Here is a 22,444-nt window from a genome sequence, read left to right as displayed (position 1 = left end):
CCCTGGCACCAGCTCACGAACTGAACATGAGTATGTCGTGGTGCCTGGAACGTCTATTTCTCTGCCCAACCCAAAGCGCCCGAAGGTGTCAATCAGTAAAATGTGTCACCCATGTCCCCGAACAACTGTTACCTATGTCCCCGGTCTGTACAGGGAGAGGGCCGGGGTGAGGGGATTTCTTCACCATTACAGGCCATTTGCGCGCAGTCGACGGGTATCGCAAGAATCTCAATTGGGAATGGGCCGCAACGCGTTCCGGATTGGCCGCACTCAAGCCACCCTTGAGCAGGGTACTGAATGGGGAATCATCCTCTGGCGCTACATTCGCATGCAATACGTGTCTTAGGTGAGCGTCCGCGTGCTCATCCAATACCTGCGCCACACCGTGTAACCGAGCTTGCCGTAGAAGTCGACGATGCTCGTCCAGTCGATGTGGCAATTGCCGACGCCGCGCTCACGCAGCACGTCTGAGCCCACCGCCACCATGCCAATGCCGATGCCGCGCCCCCGTTCGCTCTGGGCCACGCCCACGGCGCTGATGCCGCCGAGGGAATCGCCGAGCAGCGTCTGCCACGTGATGTTTGCCGTGAGCCAGCGTGACGACGGCGTGTGCAGCATGAGCGTGCCGACGATGCCCTTTGCTGCGTCAACAGCGACGAGCATATTCTGGAAATCACCGAGTTCCCCCATGTAGACGAAGCCGGCGGCCCAACCGGGAAAGTGCTCCCATTCAAATGCAAGGACATCGTCGACTTCATCCTGCCGGGCGGGACGTACGGTCACGCATTCTTGCGCTAGCCGCGCGTCCATGGCAGGCGGCATTTCAAAGTCACTGAGATCGCGCACAAGATCGCACGAGCCTTTATCCGGTTCCAGCGGCCAGCCGCAAGCGGCAAAGAAGGCATATGCCTCGGGCAGATCCGTGGGAATGCCCGGCCAAAACCGGTACGCGCCGCCACCACCGAGCCGTAACTCCTGCACGCCTTCGCGGCGCAGTTGCGCCAGCGCCGCTTCGTGCAGCCGCGTGCCGATGCCCTGTCGCTGCCAGTCCGGGTGCACGAGCACCACGGAAATGCCCCCGCCGCGCTTACTCTCAGGCACGCCTTCCCAGCGGTCCACCTGCGTGCCCACAAACCCGACAATCCGCCCGTCCGCGACCGCCACCAAATGGTCGTCGCCGCGATAGAAACGATGCTCGGTCAATTGCCGCCGCAAGAGATCGTCGCGCATGGGCCAGGTGTCACCGAGTGCGGTTTGCCAGAGGGGCAGCAGGGCCGCCGCGTCGAGATTGGGGTTGTACGGTCGTATCAGGACTCTTGCCGACATTTGTTGCTCCAACATATCGAGATAGCTACGCGAAAGCTCTCTATTTCAAGGCTACTGCGATACCCTCGCCGAGGCCAGACTATTCCCTCTCCCTCGACGAGAGGGATACTGCCTGCCCCGTACTCGATTCAGCGTATCGACACGATACGGGGACGAGGGTGAATCCTCCCAGATCCTGTACTCACACTATATGTTGTGCATCGCTACGTGCAGGTCTTGCACGAGGTGGCAACGTGGTAAGCAAGAAGTCCCCTCACCCCAACCCTCTCCCCAAGGAGAGGGGGCAATTCTCGCTCCCCTGTCCCAACTCCAGCAAAGATCTCACTTCTCGAATTACACCGGCTTAGTTCAGCCGCATTGGAATGCCCTTCGCCGCAAGGTATTCTTTCACCTCGCGCACGGTGAAGTGTTCGTAGTGGAAGATCGAGGCGGCCAGCACGGCGTGGGCGTGGCCTTTGTCGAGGGCGTCGAAGAGGTGTTCCAGGCTGCCGCCGCCGCCGCTGGCGATCACGGGCACGTCCACGGCGGCGCACACGTCGGCGAGGAGTTCCAGGTCGTAGCCCGCCAGGGTGCCGTCGGCGTCGATGCTGTTGACTACGATCTCGCCTGCGCCGCGCTCCACACCCTCAATCGCCCAGGGCACCGCCTCGCCGTCGGTCTGGCGGCGGCCGCCATGGGTAAACACGTGCCACTTGAGAATGCCGTCGGCCTGGGGCACGCGCTTAACGTCCATGGAGAGCACGGTGCACTGGCTGCCGAAGCCCTCGGCGCCGTCGTTGATGAGATTAGGATTCTCCACCGCCGCCGTATTGATCGACACCTTGTCCGCGCCGGCCCGCAACATGCGGCGCATGTCCTGCGCCGTGCGGATGCCGCCGCCGACGGTGAGCGGAATGAAGAGCTGGTCGGCGGTGCGCTCCACGAGGTCTTGAAAGATGCCGCGCTCCTCCGCCGAGGCGGTGATGTCGTAGTAGACGAGCTCGTCGGCACTCTGCTCGTTGTAGCGCACGGCCAACTCGATGGGATCACCGGCGTCTTTGTCCGCCGAAAACTGCTGCCCTCGCACCACGCGGCCGCGATGCACGTCGAGACAGGGGATGATGCGTGTCGTAAGCATGGGTTCCTGACCAAGTACTCGTGTGAAAACGCCCTGAGCGCCCAGTAGCCGACTTGCAGGGAATACGCTGGGCCTGCATGAGACGCGCTGCTAACAACCTAACCATGATAGTTGACAACGTACTGTGAGTCACTCCCATAAGAGTCGTTGCCCGGTGGAGACGGTGTGGGCGGCTAGCGGATTCCTGCCTGCTAGTTGACCACCATCCAAAGACAGGAGCTTTGGTTTCTTCCGGGGACGTCCTATTCAACTGATTCGACAGTCTCAACATCCTAATAACCCGTCCCTGTTTACAGTTCCTCCCAGCTCGTTGGCCTCTTGATCACGCCATGGACGTCTGTCAGTGTACTCGGGAACTGGCTCCGTCGCAGATGGCTCTTCCAAAGTCGCCTTACGTATGTTGCCGCACCCACCAGATCCCTGTGCGAGATGTTCCGGTAGTCAGGATTGACCACGGTTATCCGTAGGCGCAATCCTTCTCGCACGTAGCGAATCGCACTGGCAAAGTCCGAGTCATTGGATACCACCACAGCCTGCTCATACATCCCAGTGAATCCGTCGACCAGGAGCCTCGTTACGAGGTTCACGTCTGAGCCTTTCTCCTCTGAATCTCTAATGCGAACGTAGTCCGGCATACCGGCTATCGGTATTGCCAGTGGGCGCTCTTTCGTGCGAGAGCGGAAGGTACCGTAGTGGACCTCGAGATCCGGCAATGTTGCCAAGGCTCTCAGATACACTAATTGCCGGCGAGGTTGACCTGGGTCATTGGGGCGTGCATCGAGCAGAGCCGTAAAGTAACAGACTTGGTTGATTTTGTCGTGGGGAAAGAGCACTTCAGCGAGTTTGCGCAGGTCGAGCCACTTGAATGGTGTTCCTCTGAGCGCGCGGTAGTAGAGATTGAAACCGTCAACATAGACATTGGTCTTCATGCGACGTTCCATTCGCGAAAGTTAAAAGACAGAGACCGCTCTAGGAGCGGCCTCGACCCTACCGGCGAAGCGAATAGGGGATGTACTCCTATGCTAGCTTTTGGCAGATAAACTGTCAACCGTGCTGCCGCAACTGTAGCGCGCTAGACTAATACACTATTCCAATGCCTTTGACGATACGATGCGTTTCCGGGCGTTTCCCATCCGCTCAGGGCCGATTCTGCAAACCAGCACATTCGCCCGGCACTGGCTCAGCGCGGACTCCTAAGAGAATCCCCAGTTTTCCCAACCCTGTGGGCAGCGGGTGAAGAGTGGAGTATGCTGAAAGTGCTACAGTTCCACTACCATTGCGTGAGGTATGCAATTCCATGGAAAAACCGGCTCCTACCGAACACCATATCCACGAACTGCTCCGCCGTCGCTGGAGTCCTCGGGCGTTTGCAGCGCGCTCGGTGGAACCAGAGAAGCTTGCCAGCCTCTTCGAGGCCGCGCGCTGGGCGCCATCGTCGTTCAATGGTCAGCCCTGGCACTACATCGTTGCCACAAAAGATGATCCAGCCGCTTTCGAGCGATTGCTGAACTGCCTGCGCCCGCAGAACATCCAGTGGGCGCAGCACGCGCCGGTACTGATCATTGCGGTTGCAGAGCTATCCCTAGGGGATGACCGCGGCCCCAACCGCCATGCTTTCCACGACGTGGGCCTAGCGAACGAAAACCTCGTTCTCCAGGCCGTCGCCCTGGGTCTCGTCTCGCATCAGATGGCCGGTTTCTTTCCCGATAAGGCACGCGAGACGTTCAATATACCGGAGGCGTACGAAGCGCTCACGGCGATCGCAGTGGGCTACCCGGGCGACCCTGAAGACTTGCCGCCGGAGGTCAAAGCGCGCGAACTCCAGCCCCGCGAGCGCAGGCCCCTTAGCGCGTTCGTGTTTGCCGACGCATGGGGACGGGAGTGGGCAGCGCCGACGGGTAATGAATGAGTCCTGGAACGGCCCTAGGCGTCTGTGATTCCGTCTCTCGTAGAACCAGTGCCGGGATGTCTTGACGGTCTGCTGCGGTGGGAGCGCATATCGCGCCAAAGAGCGGGGGACAAGCCCCCGCGCTACGTTCTACCTCTCGTCCCGAACAGAGAACTCTGGATGGCATATCGAGAGGCCCAAGATGTGGCATGGAAGCTCTCTCGATTTAATGGTGAAACAGCCGTAGGTTAGCAAACGCCATGACTATGCCGTACTCGTTGGCCGCGTCGATCACTTCATCATCGCGGTTGGATCCGCCGGCCTGCGCCACATAGCGCACACCGCTGCGGGAGGCGCGGTCGACGTTGTCGCGGAAGGGGAAGTAGGCGTCTGAACTGAGCGCTACGTCCTGCAGCGTGCTCAGCCACTCTCGCTTTTCGTCAGCCGTGAGGCGGGTTGGCGGCGCGGTGAACGCTTGCAGCCACGCCTCCGTCTCAGCCGCCGTAAGCTCCTCCAAGAGAAAGCGGTCGATGGCGTTGTTGCGCTCGGCGCGTGATAGCTTCGGGCGGAGCGACAGCCCCAGCACGCTTGGATGCTGGCGGAGATGCCAGAGATCCGCTTTGTCAGCAGCGAGCCGGGTACAGTGAATACGAGACTGCTGTCCCGCGCCCAATCCAATCACCTGCCCGTCGGCGGCAAGGCAGACGGAATTCGATTGCGTGTATTTTACGGCAAGCGTTGCTACCAGGAGATCGCGCACGGCCGCGGACGGCAACTCGGTTTCAGCGGTCACGATTTCTTGCAGCAACTCGGGGCCCGGCATGCGGTCGTTGCGGCGCTGCTCGAACGTGACGCCGAAGACCTCCCGGCGTTCGAGCAGCGGCGGCGCGTAGTCCGGATCGATCTGCAGCACCACGTAACTGCCGCCCTTCTTGCGCCGCAGCATCTGGAGCGCTTCCGGTTCGTAACCGGGGGCAATTACACCGTCGGAGACCTCGCGGCGGAGCAAGCGGGCAGTTGGCACGTCCACCACGTCGCTGAGCGCGGCCATGTCGCCGAATGAGGAAACGCTATCGCCGCCCCGCGCACGCGCATAGGCGGTTGCAAGGGGAGAAAGCGTAACGCTTTCCACTGCGTATGCCGAATGCAGCGAGTCGCTCAGTGGCACGGCGACGGCGGCGCCTGCCGGACTGACGTGCTTGAATGATGCGGCCGCCGGCAACTGCAGGGTGTCGCGCAATTCCTTGACCAGTTGCCAGGCATTCAAGGCATCGAGCAAGTTGATGTACCCGGGCGCGCCATTCAACACGGTGAATGGCAGGGCGTTGCTGCCTTCACCGCGCAGTACGCGCGCCGGAGTCTGATGCGGATTCACACCATACCGGAGCGGCAAATCATAGCTGTTCATGGTAGTTTCGGTCCTTCCGCAATAGTGGTTGTCATGTTAGCCTGCGGGCTTTACGCCTCCGCGCAGTCTCCTACGTACACCTTTGCTCCGAGGAATTGCAGCGGGATTATCCTCTTGAAATCTGAAAGCGTAGCGTCCCCCGAACCCTCGTGTTGCGGGCGTGCCGCACTCGGTTAATCTATAATCGTCACCCTTACCTGCGGCGTCGTAACCTGGTTAGGATTCAGAAAGTGGTCCACGGCTTTGTTGTACGCCACGACAAAGATCGTATGGACTCCTGTGGCGCGCGGGAGCCATTCTACCTCGAATGGTGGTGTCCTGCGCTGGGCGATCAGTTTCCCATCAACATAGAAGTCCACTCTATCAAGCGTCTCAGCGGCGGCGTGCGCTCTGATTTGAATGTTCCCTAGCGAAAACACGTCGCCCTCCTGCGGAGAGAGCAGCTCCAGCTGCGGCACCGTGTTGTCAACCGTGACATGTGCGCGCACTTCCTGTTCCTGCCCGCTCGTGTTCCGGGCAGTTAAGCGGACCGTGTAGATGCCGCTGGCAGGGTAAGTGTCCCATCCCATCAGCACGCCGTTCGCTACCGGTTGCGTGCGGACCTCGATCTGCGTCCAGCGCGTTGGTTCCAGCCCCTCGCCGTAGTCGACCCGGTACCAGTTGAGGTCCGGGATCAGCACGTTGCCTTTGATTTCCAAAATGCTGCGTACGGGACGATCGAACTGCGGCCAGGATATCGCCAACGGCGCCACCGGCGCGGGGATGTGCACCTCGGTTGGCGGCTGGGGGATTTCTTCCTGCCGGCCCCAATCGAGCGCTTCCGGTGGGATGATAAAGAACACCAGTTCCTCTATTTGGTCGGCAGGGGTCTGCGGCGAGGCAAGAAGGCCGGTCTCTCGGTGGATTTTGAAAGGTGTGAAAAACTGGTCTTCTTCGGTGGGTTCTGTGCCGGCGATGAAGTATTCCCAATAGATACCGCCACAGTCCGGCACATTCTGGTAACCGGAAACTAGGGTGCACAGTGCGGCCAATGATTCCTGATCGAGAGTTTCATCGCAATACGGCGTCGCCACCATGCCGGTCGCGCGGCAGACCTCTACTTGGACAAGGTCGGCCGGTCGCTCAAACTCTTCAACCGGTAAGGACTTGAGCACCTCCTCCATGAAGTTTTGCCAAATAGGGGCGGCTCCGGTCAGACCGCTCGTCTCCTTCATGGGGCTACCGTCCGAGTTCCCTACCCAAACGCCAGCGACGAGATTCGGTGTGTAGCCAAACGTCCAGTTATCCTTCGAGTTGTCTGTGGTTCCGGTCTTGGCAGCAGCCGCTCGGGAAAGCCTTAGAAAACTATTCTCTCCGAACAACGGGGTGCGGGCTTCGTTATCCGAAAGTATGTCGGTGATCAGGAAGGTGATTTGCGGGCTGAGTTTCTGAACGCCTTCCGGGGGATCGTATTCGTAGAGCACGTTGCCGGCAGAGTCGGTGATTTTGAGAATGGCTTCCGGCGGACGATACAGGCCGTTTGTGGCGAAGACGCTATAAACGCTGGCCAGGTCGAGAAGTCTCACTTCAGCGCCGCCAAGCACGACCGCGGGTCCGTAGTACGTCTCGTCGTCGAAGGACGTGATGCCTAGTCGCCGGGCCATCGCGATGCCGTCATTCACTCCCACGTATTGCGCCGCTTTTACTGCCGGAATATTGTAAGAGTTCGCCAAGGCCGCGCGCACTGTCGCGGGGCCGTGAAACTTCTCGTCGTAGTTCTTCGGCGCGTAGACCGGAGAGCCCGGGATCGTAATGGCAAATGGCACGTCCCAAATCAGGGTTGCGGGAGTCCAGCCTTTCTCGAACGCCGCCGCGTAGAAGACCGGCTTGATTGCTGAACCGGGTTGTCGCAATGACGTGGTGACGTTCACTTCCCCGTCAATGGTCTGGTCGCCGTAGTCAACGCTGCCGAGCATGGCCAGAATTTCGCCGGTCTTGGGGTCTAGGGCGATCAGGGCGGCATTGCTGGCATTGTGGGCGGCAAGTTTCGTAATCTGTTCCCGCGCCGCGCGCTCTGCCAATCTTTGGTAGTCAAGATCGAGCGTGGTCGTGACGTTGAGGCCCCCTTCGTAGACCGTTTGAGAGCCGTATCGTTCCTCGAGCAGCTTGCGCACGTAGAAGACGAAGTGGGGGGCGAGTAGGGGTTGGCCGCGCTGACTATACGTGGGCTCGTTGGCATACGTCTCGGCGGCTTCAGCCTCAGTGATAAAGTCGTTCTCGACCATCTGATTCAGCACGTAGAGCTGCCGCTCGCGGGCCCCTTCCTTATTCACGAACGGGTTCAGGCGGCTGGGTGCTTGCACAATGCCGGCCAGCATCGTGGCTTCGGCAAGGGTGAGGTCCCGCGCCGGTTTATCAAAATAGACGTTGGCGGCGGCTTCGATGCCATACGCCAGGTTGCCAAAAGCAATTCGGTTCAAGTACAGGGCGAGAGTTTCATCTTTGTTAAGCTGCTGCGAGATTTGGTACGCAAGAATGATCTCCCTGAGCTTGCGTTCAATGCTGAATTCGGGCGTAAGGAAGACCGCGCGTGCGAGTTGCTGCGTAATAGTGCTGCCGCCGCCCGCGTAACGGCCCGTCACCACGCCGAGCACGGCGCGGGAAATGCCGCGAATATCGAACCCCGGGTTGGAGTAGAAATTACGATCTTCTGCGGCGATTATGGCCTGCTTCATTACAAGCGGAATTTCTTCGAAGGAGAGGTTGGTGCGCTGCCCCTCAGTGGGGTTATTGATCGTGTAGAGCAGGCTGCCGTTTCTATCGTAAATCTTGCTGCTCTCAGGCACAGGCCACCAATCGGGATCAGACGGATCGGGTAAGTCCTGCGTCAAATACACGTACACGATCCCGGCTGCGGTGCCCACGCTGGCGGTGGCAAAAAGCGTTAAGCCAAAGAAGGTCCCCGCCAGGATAAGCACGAAAGTGAAGGCGGAGAACGACCGTTTATTATGCTGCCGCCGGCGGCGTCGCCGTGATAATGTTGGAGTTGCCAAGGGTTCGGGTCCTAGTTCTTGTGCGCTATTTCAGTCCTTTAACTGTACCATTGGCGCTCGTGTGTGTGGCCGGGGCAAGACGCAAAAAATGCGCGGTGCCTAATGCATCCGCGCACATTCAATGCAGTCAGAAGGATGGGGGAAAGTGTTTCAACGAGTGCAGGCAGACCCACCACATTACTGCGAATTGTCGTACATTGCGGCGGGGCCTAAGCGAATTCAACTGCCACTAACGCAACCAGTTGTTCGGGTTCTTGGGGATGTTGTCCAGGCGGATTTCAAAATGGAGATGCGGGCCGCTGGTGAAACCGGTCATGCCGACAAAGCCGATAGGCTGACCTCTTTGGACGGGATCCCCCTCTTTAACCGGTAGCTCCCGCGAGTCGTCCAGGTGCGCATAGAGCGACGCTTCGTGCCAACTATGCTGGACGATGACCATCATGCCGTACGAACTCCACGGGTTGCCCGGAATCGCATATCCCACCTTGATAACCCGACCGGCTTGACTGGCGTGCACCGGCGAAAGACGCCCCACTGCATAATCTATGCCCGTGTGGAAACTCTGCAGCCACGTGCGCACGCCGTAGGCGGCGCTGATGTACCCAGCGGCCGGGCGGCGCCAACCATTCGGCGCTTCCTGCGGAAGCTCAAAGTGTCCTGATCGCAGTCGCTCCTTGGCCGCTTCGATATCCGCCTGTATGGCTAAATTCTCTGCTTCTCTGCGGGCAATCTCTTCCCGCAACGACGCATTCTGCTGCGTTGCGCTACTGGCGCGCTGCTCTGCGTTGGCAAGCAGTGATTCTCTTTCGGCCTTTAGGCTCTCTAGTTGCGCCTGCTGATATTCACGCTGCAGCTTCAATTGGTCGACTTCCGCGTGCTTCTGCACGAGTATTGCGTGTTTGGAGTCTAACTCCGCTTTGCGCTCCTGCGTGGCACGGATATGGCGAACGTCATCGCCCAGGATACGCTGGAAGATGGTGATGCGATTAATCGCTTCGGAAAAGCTGGATGCGGTGAGAATGACCTCAAGCGGGGAAACGCGGCTCAGTTTGTAGAGCGCACGCAGGCGACCGCTCGCGATCTCCTGCTCGTCGGCAAGAATTGCCTCTTGAAGGGCAATGTCTTGGGTTAGGCTGTGGATTTCAATCTGAAGGCGATCAATCTGGAATTGGGTCGCGTTTACTTCCGCAACCTTCGCAAACAGCTCATTCTCAACGTCTTGGAGATTGGCGATCGCAGCGGCTTGCACGCGTTGCGTCCGCACCACTTCCTGCTGCGCTTGCTCCTGTCTGCTCTTCAACTGCAGCAGATTTTGTTCATTCTGCTGCAGTTCATCTTCCAGATGATCGAGGAAGTCACTGCCAAATGAATTGCCTGAATCTTCTGCGGCGAATATAGCTTTAGGTGTCGCCGCGAGCAAGGCGAGCAATGACCCAAGTACACTACGTCGTCGCATCTAACTCAGTTCTCCTGGAACTTGCCGATTTGTACATCACGTACAACTCGACCGCTATCCAACGCTACCACACGACGGGAGAATCCATCAACTACGTCTCTATCGTGCGTTGCCACAATTGTAGTAATACCAAGCTGATTGACCTGCATGAGTAAAGAGGTAATTTCCCACGCAGCCTCCGGTGAGAGACTGGCCGTGGGTTCATCGGCGATAAAGACCTCCGGGCGATGCACGATTGCCCGCGCAATCGCCGCTTTGCGCTGTTCTCCGCCGGAGATTTGCCCGGGGAGGAACGCTGCACGGTGCTGGAGCCCCACAAGCTCAAGCGCATCTGCCGCGCTGGTGCGGGCGCGCTTTCCGGTACACCCCTGGACCTGCATTGCCAACGCCACGTTTTCAGCCACGGTCTTTCCGGGAAAGAGCTTCAGGTCCTGAAAGACGATACCGAAGCGGCGGCGCAATAGAGGAATCTCAGAATCCTTCATCATGGCAAGGTCTTGGCCCCCAACGAGCACCACGCCGGATGAGGCTTGGTCGGCGCGCACGAGCAGGCTAAGTAAGGTGGTCTTGCCGGCGCCATTGTGCCCAACAAGAAAGACAAAGTCGCCCTTGGGAACGCTCAAGGTGACGTCGTCGAGCGCGGTGACGCGGAAATCATAGACTTTGGAGACGTTGCGCAGAACTATCATGGAATGCTGGGTTGTGATGTTGGTAGAGACGCGGAGGCAACTTGATGATAAGACAAGAAAGGCTACAGCCCTAACTGGTCATGAACCGTCGTACAGAGAGGTAACTCCCCAAACCGCCAATGGCGATGCCAAAGAGAGTCAAGATTAAGAATAGACGAATTAGGTACGTTGTGTCAAATGATACGGGGAAAAAGCTGATCAACTGCTGTAGCAATCCGTGCACCCAAATATACGCGATACCGACCACTATGGAGGAAAACAGCGCGCCAATGAGGCCAAATAGGACGCCTTCCAACAAGAACGGCCAGCGGATGAAGTGATCGGATGCGCCCATTAGCCGCAGCACTTCAATTTCCCCGCGCCGCGCATAGACAGTCAGCCGGATGGCGCTTCCGATTACGAAAAGAGTCACTAAGACGAGACCGGCTCCGAGCGAGTAGCCAAGAAAGCTTGCGACCCGGCTGATTTGAAGAAGAATCTTGACCACATCTTGAGGTAGGACGACGTCTTCCACGATCGGATCTTCTTCGAGAAAACTCGCTTGCAATTGGAGGAACTCGGCCTCATTTGAGCGTACCTCCAAGCTGGCAGGCAGTGGGTTATCGAGCAATGGCTGCAAGAGATCAGGGTCCTCCCGAAATGAGGCCCTTAGCCGGTCCAATGCCTCTTCTTTGGTGATGTATTCCACCGTAGTGGTGCGAGGATCATCGAGCAACTGCTGCCGCAGCGCCAAAACATCCGATGGCGGCGCGTCATCCTCCAGGTAGACGATAAGGTTTACTTGCTCCTCCATGCTGGCAATCATGACAGACAGCGCATTCTCAACGATGAGAAACATGCCAAGTGTGGTCATCATCAAGGAGACTATCAGCACAGTAATGATCGACATTGTCCGATGTCGCCAGGCGTTTACGACTGCGCTGCCGAACACCGTGGCCGTGTAGCTAAGACCGGCCATACTGGTACGTGCCTCTCAATTCGTCCCGTACAATCTCTCCCCGGACCAGCTCGACAACCCGGAGACGCGCTCGATTGACCATCTCTTTGTCGTGGGTGGCCATGACTACCGTAGTTCCCAGCCCGTTTATGTGCATCAGCAAGTCAACGATTTCGGCGGAGGTCACAGGGTCCAGATTGCCGGTTGGCTCATCTGCTATCAGCACGTCGGGTTTGCGGACCACCGCGCGCGCGATGGCAACACGCTGCTGTTCTCCGCCGGACAACGTAAGAGGAAAGTTCTCGGCAAAAGGAGTCAACCCCACCAACTCCAACGCCTCCGGCACGAGTTCATCGATCTCTCGCTGGGGGTGGTGGGCCACGCGCAACGCCATGGCAACGTTTTCGGTCACCGTCTTGTTCGGCAGCAGCCGGAAGTCCTGGAAAATAATGCTCACCTTGCGCCGATAGTGGGCGAGATGGCGTTTAGAGAGTTGCAGCACGTTGTGTCCGGCGACGATAACCGCGCCCGTGGAGGGAAGCTCTTCACGGATCAGCAGCCGGACCAACGTGGACTTGCCGGCGCCGCTTACACCAACGAGGAATACAAACTCTTGCCGCGGGACCTCCAGGTTGATGTCTCTAAGCGCGTGGATACCGTTGGCATAAACTTTGGAGACGTTCTGCAAGAGAATCATGGCTGCTCTGTCAGCTTTGCACGGGCTAGATTCCTAGCGCCTGCGTAGCGGGGGGTGGAGATAGTCGTGATCGCAAAGTGATTCCATTCCTATTATACGACGTATGCCCAGATTAGCGCATGTAGCCGCTGGGAGTGCTGAAGGGTGTAGACCGGCACAGCGCCCTGGAGCGCGCATTTGACTGGTCAGGGTAGAGCTATCTCATCAGAATGCGGAGAGGGTCGAAAGCCATAGGCTTGTCTTGGCGCATCACTGCGAAGTCCACCCGGCCTACGCTGTTGGCGAAGATCGTACTGCCATCCGGGTGCGGTACTTACCGCCCTGCCGCATGAGCCACATGTAGAGGATGGTCAGGGCGAACGGTGCCAACGGCATCAACATGAGCGCGTTGAACGCGGCGGGCAGTCCGAAGCCGTCCGCGAAGAGCCCCACGAACGGCGTGCCCATGCCGCTGATGCCCCAAGCAAATCCGACCATCATGCCTGATGCCATTGCTCTCTGATTTGGCAGGAGTTCATGACTCATCACCACGGTAACGGCGAACGTGGAGACGGTAAATGCGCCAATGAAAACTAGCATCAAGGGCAGCCAAAATCCATCGGTGTGCAAGAAGACGTAAACGAACAGCGGTACGGGTAAGAGCGACCAGAGGAGCAGGCCCTCTTTGCTCGTGCGGTCGGCCACGTAGCCGCCAATAAGCGTGCCTATCGCACCGCTAAAGAGCAGGAAGGGCAGGAGCCCCGCCGCCGCCTCGGGCACCGTCATAGCGAGTTCTGCGACGGCATAGAGTGGAATGAATGTGCCCAGGCTTACCCAGAAGAAGGAGCGGAGAATGACGATAACCAGCAAGAGGACGAAGGGTGTCAGAATCGGTCGAATGTCGAGAAAGGCGGCTTTCAGGTCCGGCGGCGCTAACTCGGTGCCGGTCTCAATTCGCGGCAGCAGCCGCCAGAGCACCAGCGCCATCAGAACACCCGGCAGCAACATGAGCATGAGTCCGCGCTGCGCCTGCCAGGCAAAGAGCACGGCGACGACTACCGGTCCCGCGGCGACGCCGATGTTGCCGCCAACAGAGAATATCGAGGTGCCGGTGCTCTGCCGGTCGCCGCTGTAGTGGCCGGCCGCCTTGTAGCCCTCGGGATGGTAAGCAGCGATGCCCAAGCCGCCGATGGCGACCGCGATAAGTACGAGCCCATACACTGGGGCCTGCGTGGCAACGGTGACGCCAACAGCGGCGACGAGCGGTGAGAGAGGGAGTACCAGCTTCCCATTGATGCGATCGCTCACGTAGCCGAGAACCGGCTGGACTGCGCTGGCGGAAAAGCTGTGCGCTGCCGATACGAGCGCCACGGCAAAATAGGAAAGACCGAACGTGCTCACAAAAATAGGGAGCATGGCGGGCAGCATACCGCCATAGATATCTGCAACCACGTGCCCCAGGCTCAGCGTCAGGAGCATGGGCGTATTCATGCGACGCTTGGTTTTCAACGTGGCACGCGCTTCTTCAGGCCAAAATCTTCGATTGCGGTCTCTTCCTCGTGTTGAAGTAACGCGATAGCTGCGGTAATTGCCATGAAAATAAGCGATTCATTCCGTTCGCCCCCGCATCGTGTCGATACGCGGTATCGAGTACGGGGCAGGCCCCGAGCCTGCCTGTCCTGAGCTTGACGAAGGGTCGAAGGGTCTTAGAGTGAATGGCGTGACGAGTGACAGAATCCTTATCCCACCCGAAACCTCTCCATTTTCATGCTCTTTTGTGGCCTTGGCAAGGCCAGGGTAATCACTCTGAAGAGTAGATGGTCTAGGCAGTTTCGTTCCGGTAGCGCAGGTTTGCAACCTGCGTCTGCGGTTCATCATTTCCGCGCAATCGGGAGGATAACTGATCGGCCCTACACTCGGGCCCCATATCGGCACGATACGGGGATGAGGGTGAAGTTGCTCAGCATGCCAACCGTTGATTAAACGTCTTTGGCCTTAGACTGTATTGACTGCACACTTTATGCAATTAGAAGAGTATGACAACCCCTCACCCCGACCCACTCCCTGGGGAGAGCTTTGCGAAACGCCGTCATTCCGGCGAAAGCCGGAATCCAGAGCGCATTTTCAACTAAAGACAGCAGGGTGTCAAGTCATTTCACCCCCACCCAAACCTTCCTGCTCAATGGCGAAGGTTTATGCAAAGGCCTCCTGGGAAGAGGAGGCAACACACTTTCCTCAGAATCTCGTTACGCAAAGGTCTCCACTAGGGAGAAGTGTTTCAGCAAGAGCTATAACGGGCTCACTCTGGATGCTTGCAATCAAACGAAAAGCCACACCAGCAGGACGGTGTGGCTCGGGACGCGCCCGCAGGGTTGCTAACCTGCGCTACCGACGCTTTGGCAGGGCCAAAGGACGCGCTTACTCGCGGTAGTCCGTTTCGGTCAGCTCGTCCACGCGAACGATCTTGTCAATCTTGGCGCTCACCGCGTCGCGGGCCTCAATCACGGCCTCTTCGCTTTCAGCTTCGTACAGGCAGTAACACTTGCTCATGTCATCGGAAAGATAGGTGCTTATCCAGTCGCAATTGGGTAACTGCGCGTAGATATCCAGTGACTTCTTCTTGTTGTTGTCATACTTGTCGCGGGTGAGCTCCGGCGGCAGGTTCCACTCGACAAGAAACTTGGGCATTCTTGGTTCTCCATGGTCTTTTTAATGGGTTTTTCGGTTAGCTTCTTTGTAGCAGGAGAGAAGCGTGTCTGTCAAACGAAGGCTATCCGCGGAATAGTAGGTTTAGGCGTCTCATTTCTTCTGCTACATGTCCTCCAGGAACGGGGAGCGTGTCTGTTTAGCTTTGCGATCGGGCGGTGGGCCGACCGTCCTACCATTCGGTGGTGGACCGAATCGATTCCAGTCCTCATCTCCGACAAAACAACCGAGTTCTATGAAGATCCAAATAGCGCCAATCACAGGCACCAGACCAATAAGTGACCACCAACCGGATTTATCGTGGTCGTGCCAGCGTTTTGCCAGTATCGCGAACTTGCAATACAACAATAACGCAAAGCCTATCAGGTACATTAGCGCAACCACATACTGAGCATCCGTATCCTCGGTTGCTACGTATATGGTTTCAGATGCAATGGCTCCCAAGAAATACACAGCCAAGAGTGTAATTTGGCCAGCCCAGAACGTGACGCGGTTGATGCGCCCTGAGAAGCTGAAAAATACGGAAAGTTCAGACGGCTGATCTGTGGGCATAAGGCGCACCGTCGCAGAGTGACAGTTGAACAATGGGGAATCAGCAGATTACCACTTTGGGTGTCTCCGGCAGTTCATGGTCAACCAAGCGGGATTACATCGAACAGTCGGCCGAGAATGATGACAAGGAGCGCGAATTGCACGCCAATCGCCCACTTGAGCGTGTTGATGTCGCCCTTCAATTCGCCTCGCAAGCCCTCCATATCGGCCTTTGTAGCAAGGTGGGCATAGGCGCTTTCAAGACCGCTGACTGCGTCCGTAGGACGGCTGATCCGCTCCTCCGTTCTCGTCATCGTCGCGCGCTCTCATTTAGGCCGGTATGATATCGAACACTCTAGCTAATATCGCAATCTGGAGAGCGAAAAGGACACCAATAGCCCATGTGAGCTTGTCTACCTTGCCATGAATTGCAGCAATATCAGCCTTTGTAGCAAGGTGTTCGTAGCCGCCCTCGATTCGCGCTAAACGCTCCTCTGTGCTTGCCATGCCATTCCTTCTGCCTCTAGCATACACCCTGTAACCAGTAGAATCGTGTCAGTAATTGGCAGTTCTAGGCTTGGCTCTTTCAAGCCCGGGTTTTCCTAGTTTAGGGTCTTGCACTCATGGCCACTCCTCGCGCGCAGATCTCGCGGCGTCCATGAAGTAGCTATCGAGTACGTTCTCAATCCGAGACACCCGATCAGTCAAGCCCTCGATAAGACCTTCAATCCGAGCGATTCGCTTTCCCAGCCGCGTTTCCACTCCTGAGATTCTCGTCTCGAACCGCCACAACAGTCCGGCAAAGGCCGCAATCGCCACAATCGTTGGCGCCCACGCGGAAACACTAGCCATCATTCCGTCTCTTTCTTGCCCGCCTGCATGATGTAGCCTTCGAGCAGACCCTCGATCCGGGCAACGTCAGCCTTTGTCGCAAAAGAATCCAGCCTGCCTTCCACGCGGGCAATCCGCTCCCCTAACCGTGTTTCAACGCCCGATATGCGTGTCTCGAAACGCCAAAGCAATGCTGCCACTGCGACTATCGTGGTGGCAATCGTGATGACGAATTCCCCATTGACTTCCATCGCTGTGCCTCCCTGCACGCTCATTGTCTGACTAATCAGGAATTAGCAGCTCAGCCCTTGGAGGATGCTAGAGCCCCTACGGTATGAACTGCATAGCGCCAATAAGGACTCCGCCCCACACTGCCATCGCTATCACCATCCACTTGATGAGATCGGCCTTCAGGTTGGCAATGTCGCTCTTCAATTCCCCCTTTAGGTCGGCCAAGTCAGCTTTTGTCGCAAGATGAGCGTAAGCGCTTTCAAGACCGCTGAGCCGCTCCTCTGTGCTTGCCATCACCGCCTGCTCCTTGCCAACACTCTATGCCATTAGTATATACCCTGTGACAAGTGCAATCGTGTCAGAAAATAGCGGGTTTAGACTTGGGGGTCTTTCCAAAGTGAACCCGGTGGTTTTTTTGCAGGCGAGACGCGGCAGTGGCGCACGGAGCAAAAAAACTTTCCCTTTAGCTAGCCGAGTGGAAAGATTGGGGCCGGCGTCACACTCTTGGTGAATTCGCCGGCCTCTCTATCTGAACCTAGCCTTGCCTCAACTTACCGCACCATGCCTCGTGCATTCAGTGTATCACACATGCTCTGTTGCCACGATCGCACCTCGTAGAGAAGCCAAAGTTGTGTCCAAGCACTTGACGGAAAGCGCCTGCAAAAGAACGGGCTTGGAAATACTATGATGGGCCCCTTGTTGACTCAATCGGGAAACATGTGTAGTCACGAATCAGCCCTACTGGTCTTTACCACTAGGCGGCGGCCCAACAACTGAGAAGATCTTGGACAGACGCGAACTGTAAGTCTCTCGACTTGGGATATTCTTTGACCCTGCCATCGGGTTCGAGCATTCAGGCCACAGAGCTATTGTCTCATCAATATACAGAGAGGCAGAGGCCTTCGCTTTGATTCGTTGAAAATTCCCCTCCCAAAGCATGTCACGATCATCGGTTTCAAGAGCTTGTAGAATGTGAACAGATGCAGAATATGCGTAGTCTCTCAATCCGACTTCGTACTCTCCTAGCAGTTCCGTTTCCTCGGATGAGGGGAATGCTGTAGGGAATTCATTGCCAATCCTGCCGAGCGTTTCAGCATGGTGACTGATCAACCATCTCCAACTATCATCCGTGAACAATTCTGGGTCTCTTTCTAGATCCTTGAAAAGCGTCTCTAATTCCGTGTTGGTTGCATCAAACCAAATTACCGTCTCGTCAACGAATTCTATGTACTGTCTCTCCGTAGCACTCGGGCAAATCAGGCGCTCCCTGACAACATTGAACGCAGCACCAATCAACACAACGCCTATTACGCTGTAAATGCTTGCTTTCCACCAAAACTCACCCCAGTCCCTTCCAGTCTTGACTTGCATGACAATGGCGCTTCCACGTGGCGTGATAATTGAACAATGCCTTCAGCATATCCTTATCCATACAGGAAGGTGTTCAATTGACGACACCGCGCAAGCATTGTCTCTGGTAGTCGTTGAGCAAGACCCACTCTCTTAGTCCCTGGCTGCGCCATGCCTGCATAAGCTCGTTTAGGTGTCGCTCCATAGGGGTTCGTGGGTTGCGCTTGCCGAATTGTCCGTACCGTTCGTACCACCACTGAGCTTGTAACCGGAAAGCGCCAATCTCCTCTTCCAGACATGCGGCCTCTGTCTCTGCCGGCCTGTTCCCCCTACGAAGATACTCCTGCACATGATACGTTTCATGAATGAGAATTGCCGCAAGCACTTCGTTGGTGCCTTTCCCATCTCCTCTCAGCGAATCATACCCTCTCAGCGAATCATTTATAGTGATGCGGTTGCGCGAGGGAGAAAAGCGGCCAGATACGGTGGCGGGCAATGGCCCAAATATAACATCCGTCCCGGCATCAATAGTTGTGTGGACTGCTGCTGAACCAATCTCGGAACCGCTCCCGAAACCGTACCCCAAGCCGCGCCTAACTAGCATAGCTGTCCGGTAAGCGTCTGCAAGCTCACGATCAATGCGCTGCTCCGGTTCTCCAAAGTGCTCGCAGATTTCACGGGCCCACGGCGACATCCATAGCCACTTGAGTATTTCGTAATCTTCCGAACCGAGAGCAAGGTAAAGACTTAACCATACGTTTGCCCATTCCTCCTGCGAAGAAGAACGGGAAAGCAGGTCAAGATTCGGCTTCCCGTTCTTGCCGTATGTTTGCAACCAGTAGTTAATCTCCCCAGCTTTCGCTACGGCCGCCAAAGTCATGCACTGCTCCCAAGTCTCTATTTCGCCAACTTCGTAATGCGCGGCTAGCAATATTGTCGGCCAGATGAGTATCAGCCCGATTGTTTCAGGGCTTTCGTGACGGAACTTTCCGTTGACAACGATACGAGGCGGTGAGTGGGCCCACGCAGCCGGGGTACTGCCGCCATAGATCGAACTAAGGGGCGGTCCCCAATAAGCAGGGATACGAGTGGTGAGCGCGTTGGGACCTATTATATTCCCAAAGGTGGCGCTGGCGCCCAACCGGACGAATTTATCGGCAATATCCGAGCCGGCCTGAGTGCGGCGCATCACATGGTAGGCGTGCGCCAGGATGGGGTCTATGGTCGGGCGCGGAGGTGGCGTTGGTGGTGGGGCTGTCGGTCTTGGCGGCGGCGTTGCGATACTGCCGCCGGGCGCATAGTCCGGTTCCCACGCAAACCGCTCCTTTTTGAGCCGTTGCTCTAGCCCGTTCGGTCCGTTGATCCACGTGCGGTGGCCGTCAGTGAAGGCGGTCCAGTTATCAGCCTTGCGCCAGACGAGGAGTCCGCCGGTGGTTTGCTGCTCGCTGTTGCCGTTGGCGGCATAGCGTTGATCTTCCAAACATTCGCCCACGATGTCGTGGCCGATGAGGTCGCGGAGCGTTTTGAAGCCAAGCACGAACTCGCAGTGGCTCGTGGCGTGCGCGGGCGCAGCGACGATAGCCGCGATGAGCAGCAGAAGGAGGGATGCGAAGAGTGGCCGCATAACAAGGCGCTTCCTTGCATGAGTGGAAGTTGAACGATGCCTTGCCATTGGTTGTGTCTGGTGGCCTGAGAGTCGCCACTTCTCGTTATGCTGCGGTTGCCAGCAATTGCTGCATCTGCGCGGGATCGAGCTTGATGGAAGGACCCATGGTAGCGCACAGGTGGATGGAGCGGACGTACGTACCTTTGGTATTCTCCGGCTTGGCCTGCATCACTGCCGAGTAGAGTGAGGTCAGGTTGGCCAGCAAATTCTCCACGGTGAATGATGCTTTGCCGATGGGGACGTGCAGGTTGGCGGTGCGGTCGACGCGGAATTCCACGCGGCCGGCTTTGGCTTCTCCCACGGCGCGGCCGATGTCGAACGTCACGGTTCCGGCCCGGTTATTGGGCATCAGGCCGCGAGGGCCCAGAATGCGTCCCAGTCGGCCCACGGCGCTCATCATGTCCGGTGCGGAGATTGCCACGTCGAAGTCCAGCCAGCCGCCTTCGATCTTCTTGGCAAGCTCGGCGCCGCCGACGAAGTCAGCGCCGGCTTCTTCCGCCTCGCGCACTTTTTCACCTTGCGCAAAGACGAGCACGCGCTGAGCTTTGCCGAGCCCGGCGGGCAGCACCACAGAACCGCGCACGGCCTGCTCCGCTTGGCGTGGGTCCACGCCCAGGAGGGCGTGCAATTCAATGGTAGCGTCAAAATTGGTGGTAGCCGTCTCCTTGGCGATTTCGAACGCAGTTTTGGGATCGTAGAGCCGACCCTCTTCGATGCGTTCCAGTGCCTGACGATATTTCTTGCCGCGCTTTGCCATGTTAGCTGACTACCTCCAAGCCCATGCTGCGGGCCGTGCCCGCAACGATCTTCATTGCCGCCTCTACGTCGTTTGCGTTGAGGTCCGGCATCTTCATTTCCGCAATTTCGCGCACTTGCCCCTGGGTAACCCGCCCGACTTTCTCGGTATTGGGAGTACCGGAGCCTTTCTCAACTTTGGCCGCGCGGCGCAGCAAGTCGGCTGCCGGCGGTGTCTTTGTGATGAACGAGAAGGACCGATCTTCGAAGATGGTCATGTCGACCGGCACGATGTAACCGGCCTGGCTCCCCGTCCGCTCGTTGAATTCCTTAACGAAGGCCATGATGTTCACGCCGTGCTGACCCAATGCGGGGCCAACCGGCGGGGCCGGGGTTGCCTTCCCACCCGGTACCTGAAGCTTGATGACTGCCCGAACTTTCTTTGCCACGCTTGTCTCTCATCCTTGCGCAAAACGCACTACAACACGGTCACACTGGCTAAATTCGTTCCACTTGGAGAAAATCGAGTTCCACTGGAGTCTCGCGTCCGAAGAACGAGACCATCACCCGCACGCGGCCGCGCTCTTGGTTGGCATCGTCCACGGTGCCGTAAAACTCGGCAAACGGCCCGTCGACGATCTTGACCCGGTCGCCTTTCCGCAGCACCATGCGGGTCTGCGGCGTCTCTTCTTTACCGCGCTTGAGGACCTTATCTACTTCCTCGTCCGCAAGCGGCACCGGCTGATGGTCGTCTCGGCCGGAGCTCACGAATCCGGTCACCCCAGGCGTGTTGCGTACGATGAACCAGGACTGATCAGTCTGTTGCATGCGTACGAGCACATACCCGGGGAAGAGCTTGCGCTCTACGTCACGGCGCTGGCCTTGCTTGATTTCCACTTCTTTCTGGGTGGGCACCACCACGTCGAAGATCATGTCTTTCGCGTCCATCGATTCGATGCGCTTAAGCAGATTCTCCCGGACCTTATTCTCGTATCCGGAGTAAGTGTGCACCACGTACCAGCGCGGCGGTTCGTCCGCCTGGGGTTGGGTGTCTTGTATCTCCAATGCCATGGTGCTGAAATCCTTTAGAGCCCCTATTGAACCAGTAGTGCGAAGAGCCTGGCAAAGATGTAGTCTACCCCGCTGAGAAACGCGCCGGTTACCATGCTCACAGCGATAACTACGAGCGTAAGGTTGAGGGCAGTCTCGCGAGTGGGCCAGTGCGCCTTCCGAAGCTCGCCCCACGCTTCCTGCAGAAACGTTACCGGAGGCCGCAGGAATTGAGGCAAGCGATTTGGTGGCGGCGCGTCCCGCCGGCTGCGCGAATGCTGCCGCGCAGCGCGTCCCCGGTCGGCTGTGGACCAGGGCAACCTCATCGTGTTTCTCGATGTGTGAGGTGCTTCTGGCAGTAGCGGCAGTACTTCCGCAATTCCAGGCGGTCGGTGGTTGTCCGCCGATTCTTGCTGGAGGCGTAGTTGCGGCGTCTGCAATCCACACATGCCAGAGTTATCACACTACGATCTTCTCGTCCTTTACGTGCCATGAACGTGCGCTTCTCCTAACCGCAAAGCGTATCCTTATTCCAGGATGTTGGTAACGACGCCGGCGCCGACGGTACGGCCGCCCTCGCGGATAGCGAAGCGGACGCCTTCTTCGAGGGCGACGGGGTTAATGAGGTGGATAGTCATGGTGATATTATCGCCTGGCATAACCATTTCTACGCCTTCAGGGAGGGCAATCGCGCCGGTGACGTCGGTGGTACGGACGTAGAACTGGGGGCGATAGCCTGGGAAGAAGGGGGTATGCCTGCCGCCCTCATCGCGACCGAGGACGTAGACCTCGGCCTCGAAGCGGGTGTGCGGGGT

General features: G+C 57.6%; 26 protein-coding genes. 1 reads left to right on the top strand and 25 read right to left on the bottom strand.

All coding sequences use genetic code 11. The features are described from left to right. Positions 1-342: 342 nt before the first annotated feature. The 3 genes from OXE05_00855 to OXE05_00845 form a co-directional block, all read right to left on the bottom strand. Positions 343-1,326, bottom strand: coding sequence for a GNAT family N-acetyltransferase (locus OXE05_00855; GenBank protein MCY4435866.1), 984 nt, complete (start codon positions 1,324-1,326; stop codon positions 343-345). Between the two features lie 343 nt (positions 1,327-1,669). Then, positions 1,670-2,443 (bottom strand): imidazole glycerol phosphate synthase subunit HisF, encoded by a 774-nt coding sequence (gene hisF, locus OXE05_00850; GenBank protein ID MCY4435865.1) that lies wholly within the window; start codon positions 2,441-2,443, stop codon positions 1,670-1,672. A 290-nt stretch (positions 2,444-2,733) separates the two neighbouring features. Beyond that, on the bottom strand, positions 2,734-3,372 hold the full coding sequence (locus OXE05_00845) for an NYN domain-containing protein (protein ID MCY4435864.1): 639 nt from the start codon (positions 3,370-3,372) through the stop codon (positions 2,734-2,736). Positions 3,373-3,740: 368 nt separating this feature from the next. Between OXE05_00845 and OXE05_00840 the strand changes: the two genes are divergently transcribed. Further along, positions 3,741-4,352, top strand: a complete 612-nt coding sequence (locus tag OXE05_00840) for a nitroreductase family protein (protein MCY4435863.1) — start codon at positions 3,741-3,743, stop codon at positions 4,350-4,352. A gap of 205 nt (positions 4,353-4,557) precedes the next feature. Here OXE05_00840 and OXE05_00835 read toward each other — a convergent pair whose 3' ends face one another. From OXE05_00835 to tuf, 22 genes are all read right to left on the bottom strand, one after another. Beyond that, positions 4,558-5,739, bottom strand: coding sequence for a phosphoribosylaminoimidazolecarboxamide formyltransferase (locus OXE05_00835; protein ID MCY4435862.1), 1,182 nt, complete (start codon positions 5,737-5,739; stop codon positions 4,558-4,560). 173 nt (positions 5,740-5,912) lie between these two features. Then, a complete protein-coding gene (locus tag OXE05_00830) occupies positions 5,913-8,771 on the bottom strand; it encodes a PBP1A family penicillin-binding protein (protein MCY4435861.1) in 2,859 nt (952 codons plus the stop codon). Between the two features lie 229 nt (positions 8,772-9,000). After that, positions 9,001-10,227: a peptidoglycan DD-metalloendopeptidase family protein gene (locus OXE05_00825; protein ID MCY4435860.1), complete on the bottom strand. Its 1,227-nt coding sequence runs from the start codon at positions 10,225-10,227 to the stop codon at positions 9,001-9,003. Positions 10,228-10,232: 5 nt separating this feature from the next. Beyond that, a complete protein-coding gene (locus tag OXE05_00820) occupies positions 10,233-10,916 on the bottom strand; it encodes an ATP-binding cassette domain-containing protein (GenBank protein MCY4435859.1) in 684 nt (227 codons plus the stop codon). 70 nt (positions 10,917-10,986) lie between these two features. Beyond that, on the bottom strand, positions 10,987-11,874 hold the full coding sequence (locus OXE05_00815) for a permease-like cell division protein FtsX (GenBank protein ID MCY4435858.1): 888 nt from the start codon (positions 11,872-11,874) through the stop codon (positions 10,987-10,989). After that, a complete protein-coding gene (gene ftsE, locus OXE05_00810; GenBank protein ID MCY4435857.1) occupies positions 11,861-12,550 on the bottom strand; it encodes a cell division ATP-binding protein FtsE in 690 nt (229 codons plus the stop codon). Before ftsE ends, OXE05_00815 begins: the two co-directional genes overlap by 14 nt. Positions 12,551-12,820: 270 nt before the next feature. Continuing rightward, positions 12,821-14,038 carry an MFS transporter gene (locus OXE05_00805; protein ID MCY4435856.1) on the bottom strand — a complete coding sequence of 406 codons (1,218 nt, stop codon included), beginning with the start codon at positions 14,036-14,038 and terminating at the stop codon, positions 12,821-12,823. Positions 14,039-14,947: 909 nt separating this feature from the next. Beyond that, on the bottom strand, positions 14,948-15,217 hold the full coding sequence (locus tag OXE05_00800; protein MCY4435855.1) for a DUF4242 domain-containing protein: 270 nt from the start codon (positions 15,215-15,217) through the stop codon (positions 14,948-14,950). Positions 15,218-15,340: 123 nt separating this feature from the next. Then, the gene (locus OXE05_00795; GenBank protein MCY4435854.1) at positions 15,341-15,787 is read right to left on the bottom strand and encodes a DUF805 domain-containing protein; all 447 of its coding nucleotides are present in this window, start codon (positions 15,785-15,787) and stop codon (positions 15,341-15,343) included. Positions 15,788-15,867: 80 nt separating this feature from the next. Beyond that, positions 15,868-16,080: a hypothetical protein gene (locus OXE05_00790; GenBank protein MCY4435853.1), complete on the bottom strand. Its 213-nt coding sequence runs from the start codon at positions 16,078-16,080 to the stop codon at positions 15,868-15,870. A gap of 16 nt (positions 16,081-16,096) precedes the next feature. Beyond that, positions 16,097-16,273, bottom strand: coding sequence for a hypothetical protein (locus OXE05_00785; protein MCY4435852.1), 177 nt, complete (start codon positions 16,271-16,273; stop codon positions 16,097-16,099). 114 nt (positions 16,274-16,387) lie between these two features. Further along, positions 16,388-16,621, bottom strand: coding sequence for a hypothetical protein (locus OXE05_00780; protein MCY4435851.1), 234 nt, complete (start codon positions 16,619-16,621; stop codon positions 16,388-16,390). Beyond that, positions 16,618-16,848 (bottom strand): hypothetical protein, encoded by a 231-nt coding sequence (locus OXE05_00775; GenBank protein ID MCY4435850.1) that lies wholly within the window; start codon positions 16,846-16,848, stop codon positions 16,618-16,620. The genes OXE05_00780 and OXE05_00775 overlap by 4 nt, the downstream gene beginning before the upstream one ends. Before the next feature lie 76 nt (positions 16,849-16,924). Next, on the bottom strand, positions 16,925-17,122 hold the full coding sequence (locus OXE05_00770; GenBank protein MCY4435849.1) for a hypothetical protein: 198 nt from the start codon (positions 17,120-17,122) through the stop codon (positions 16,925-16,927). 444 nt (positions 17,123-17,566) lie between these two features. Continuing rightward, the gene (locus tag OXE05_00765) at positions 17,567-18,199 is read right to left on the bottom strand and encodes a hypothetical protein (GenBank protein ID MCY4435848.1); all 633 of its coding nucleotides are present in this window, start codon (positions 18,197-18,199) and stop codon (positions 17,567-17,569) included. A 73-nt stretch (positions 18,200-18,272) separates the two neighbouring features. Next, positions 18,273-19,802 (bottom strand): hypothetical protein, encoded by a 1,530-nt coding sequence (locus OXE05_00760; GenBank protein MCY4435847.1) that lies wholly within the window; start codon positions 19,800-19,802, stop codon positions 18,273-18,275. A gap of 85 nt (positions 19,803-19,887) precedes the next feature. Further along, entirely contained in the window at positions 19,888-20,601 is a 714-nt protein-coding gene (gene rplA, locus OXE05_00755) for a 50S ribosomal protein L1 (GenBank protein MCY4435846.1), read from the bottom strand. Position 20,602: 1 nt separating this feature from the next. Continuing rightward, positions 20,603-21,028, bottom strand: a complete 426-nt coding sequence (gene rplK, locus OXE05_00750) for a 50S ribosomal protein L11 (protein ID MCY4435845.1) — start codon at positions 21,026-21,028, stop codon at positions 20,603-20,605. A gap of 49 nt (positions 21,029-21,077) precedes the next feature. Next, positions 21,078-21,650: a transcription termination/antitermination protein NusG gene (nusG, locus tag OXE05_00745; protein ID MCY4435844.1), complete on the bottom strand. Its 573-nt coding sequence runs from the start codon at positions 21,648-21,650 to the stop codon at positions 21,078-21,080. A 23-nt stretch (positions 21,651-21,673) separates the two neighbouring features. Next, on the bottom strand, positions 21,674-21,955 hold the full coding sequence (secE, locus tag OXE05_00740) for a preprotein translocase subunit SecE (GenBank protein ID MCY4435843.1): 282 nt from the start codon (positions 21,953-21,955) through the stop codon (positions 21,674-21,676). Then, positions 21,952-22,122, bottom strand: a complete 171-nt coding sequence (gene rpmG / locus OXE05_00735) for a 50S ribosomal protein L33 (protein MCY4435842.1) — start codon at positions 22,120-22,122, stop codon at positions 21,952-21,954. The genes secE and rpmG overlap by 4 nt, the downstream gene beginning before the upstream one ends. 34 nt (positions 22,123-22,156) lie before the next feature. Continuing rightward, on the bottom strand, positions 22,157-22,444 hold a 288-nt coding region (gene tuf, locus OXE05_00730; GenBank protein ID MCY4435841.1), incomplete at its 5' end, for an elongation factor Tu.

The sequence above is a fragment of the Chloroflexota bacterium genome (assembly GCA_026710945.1).
GTDB lineage: Bacteria > Chloroflexota > UBA11872 > VXOZ01 > VXOZ01 > VXOZ01.
Note: the sequence above shows the minus strand (reverse complement) of the source record. Positions and strands in the feature narration are given on the sequence as shown.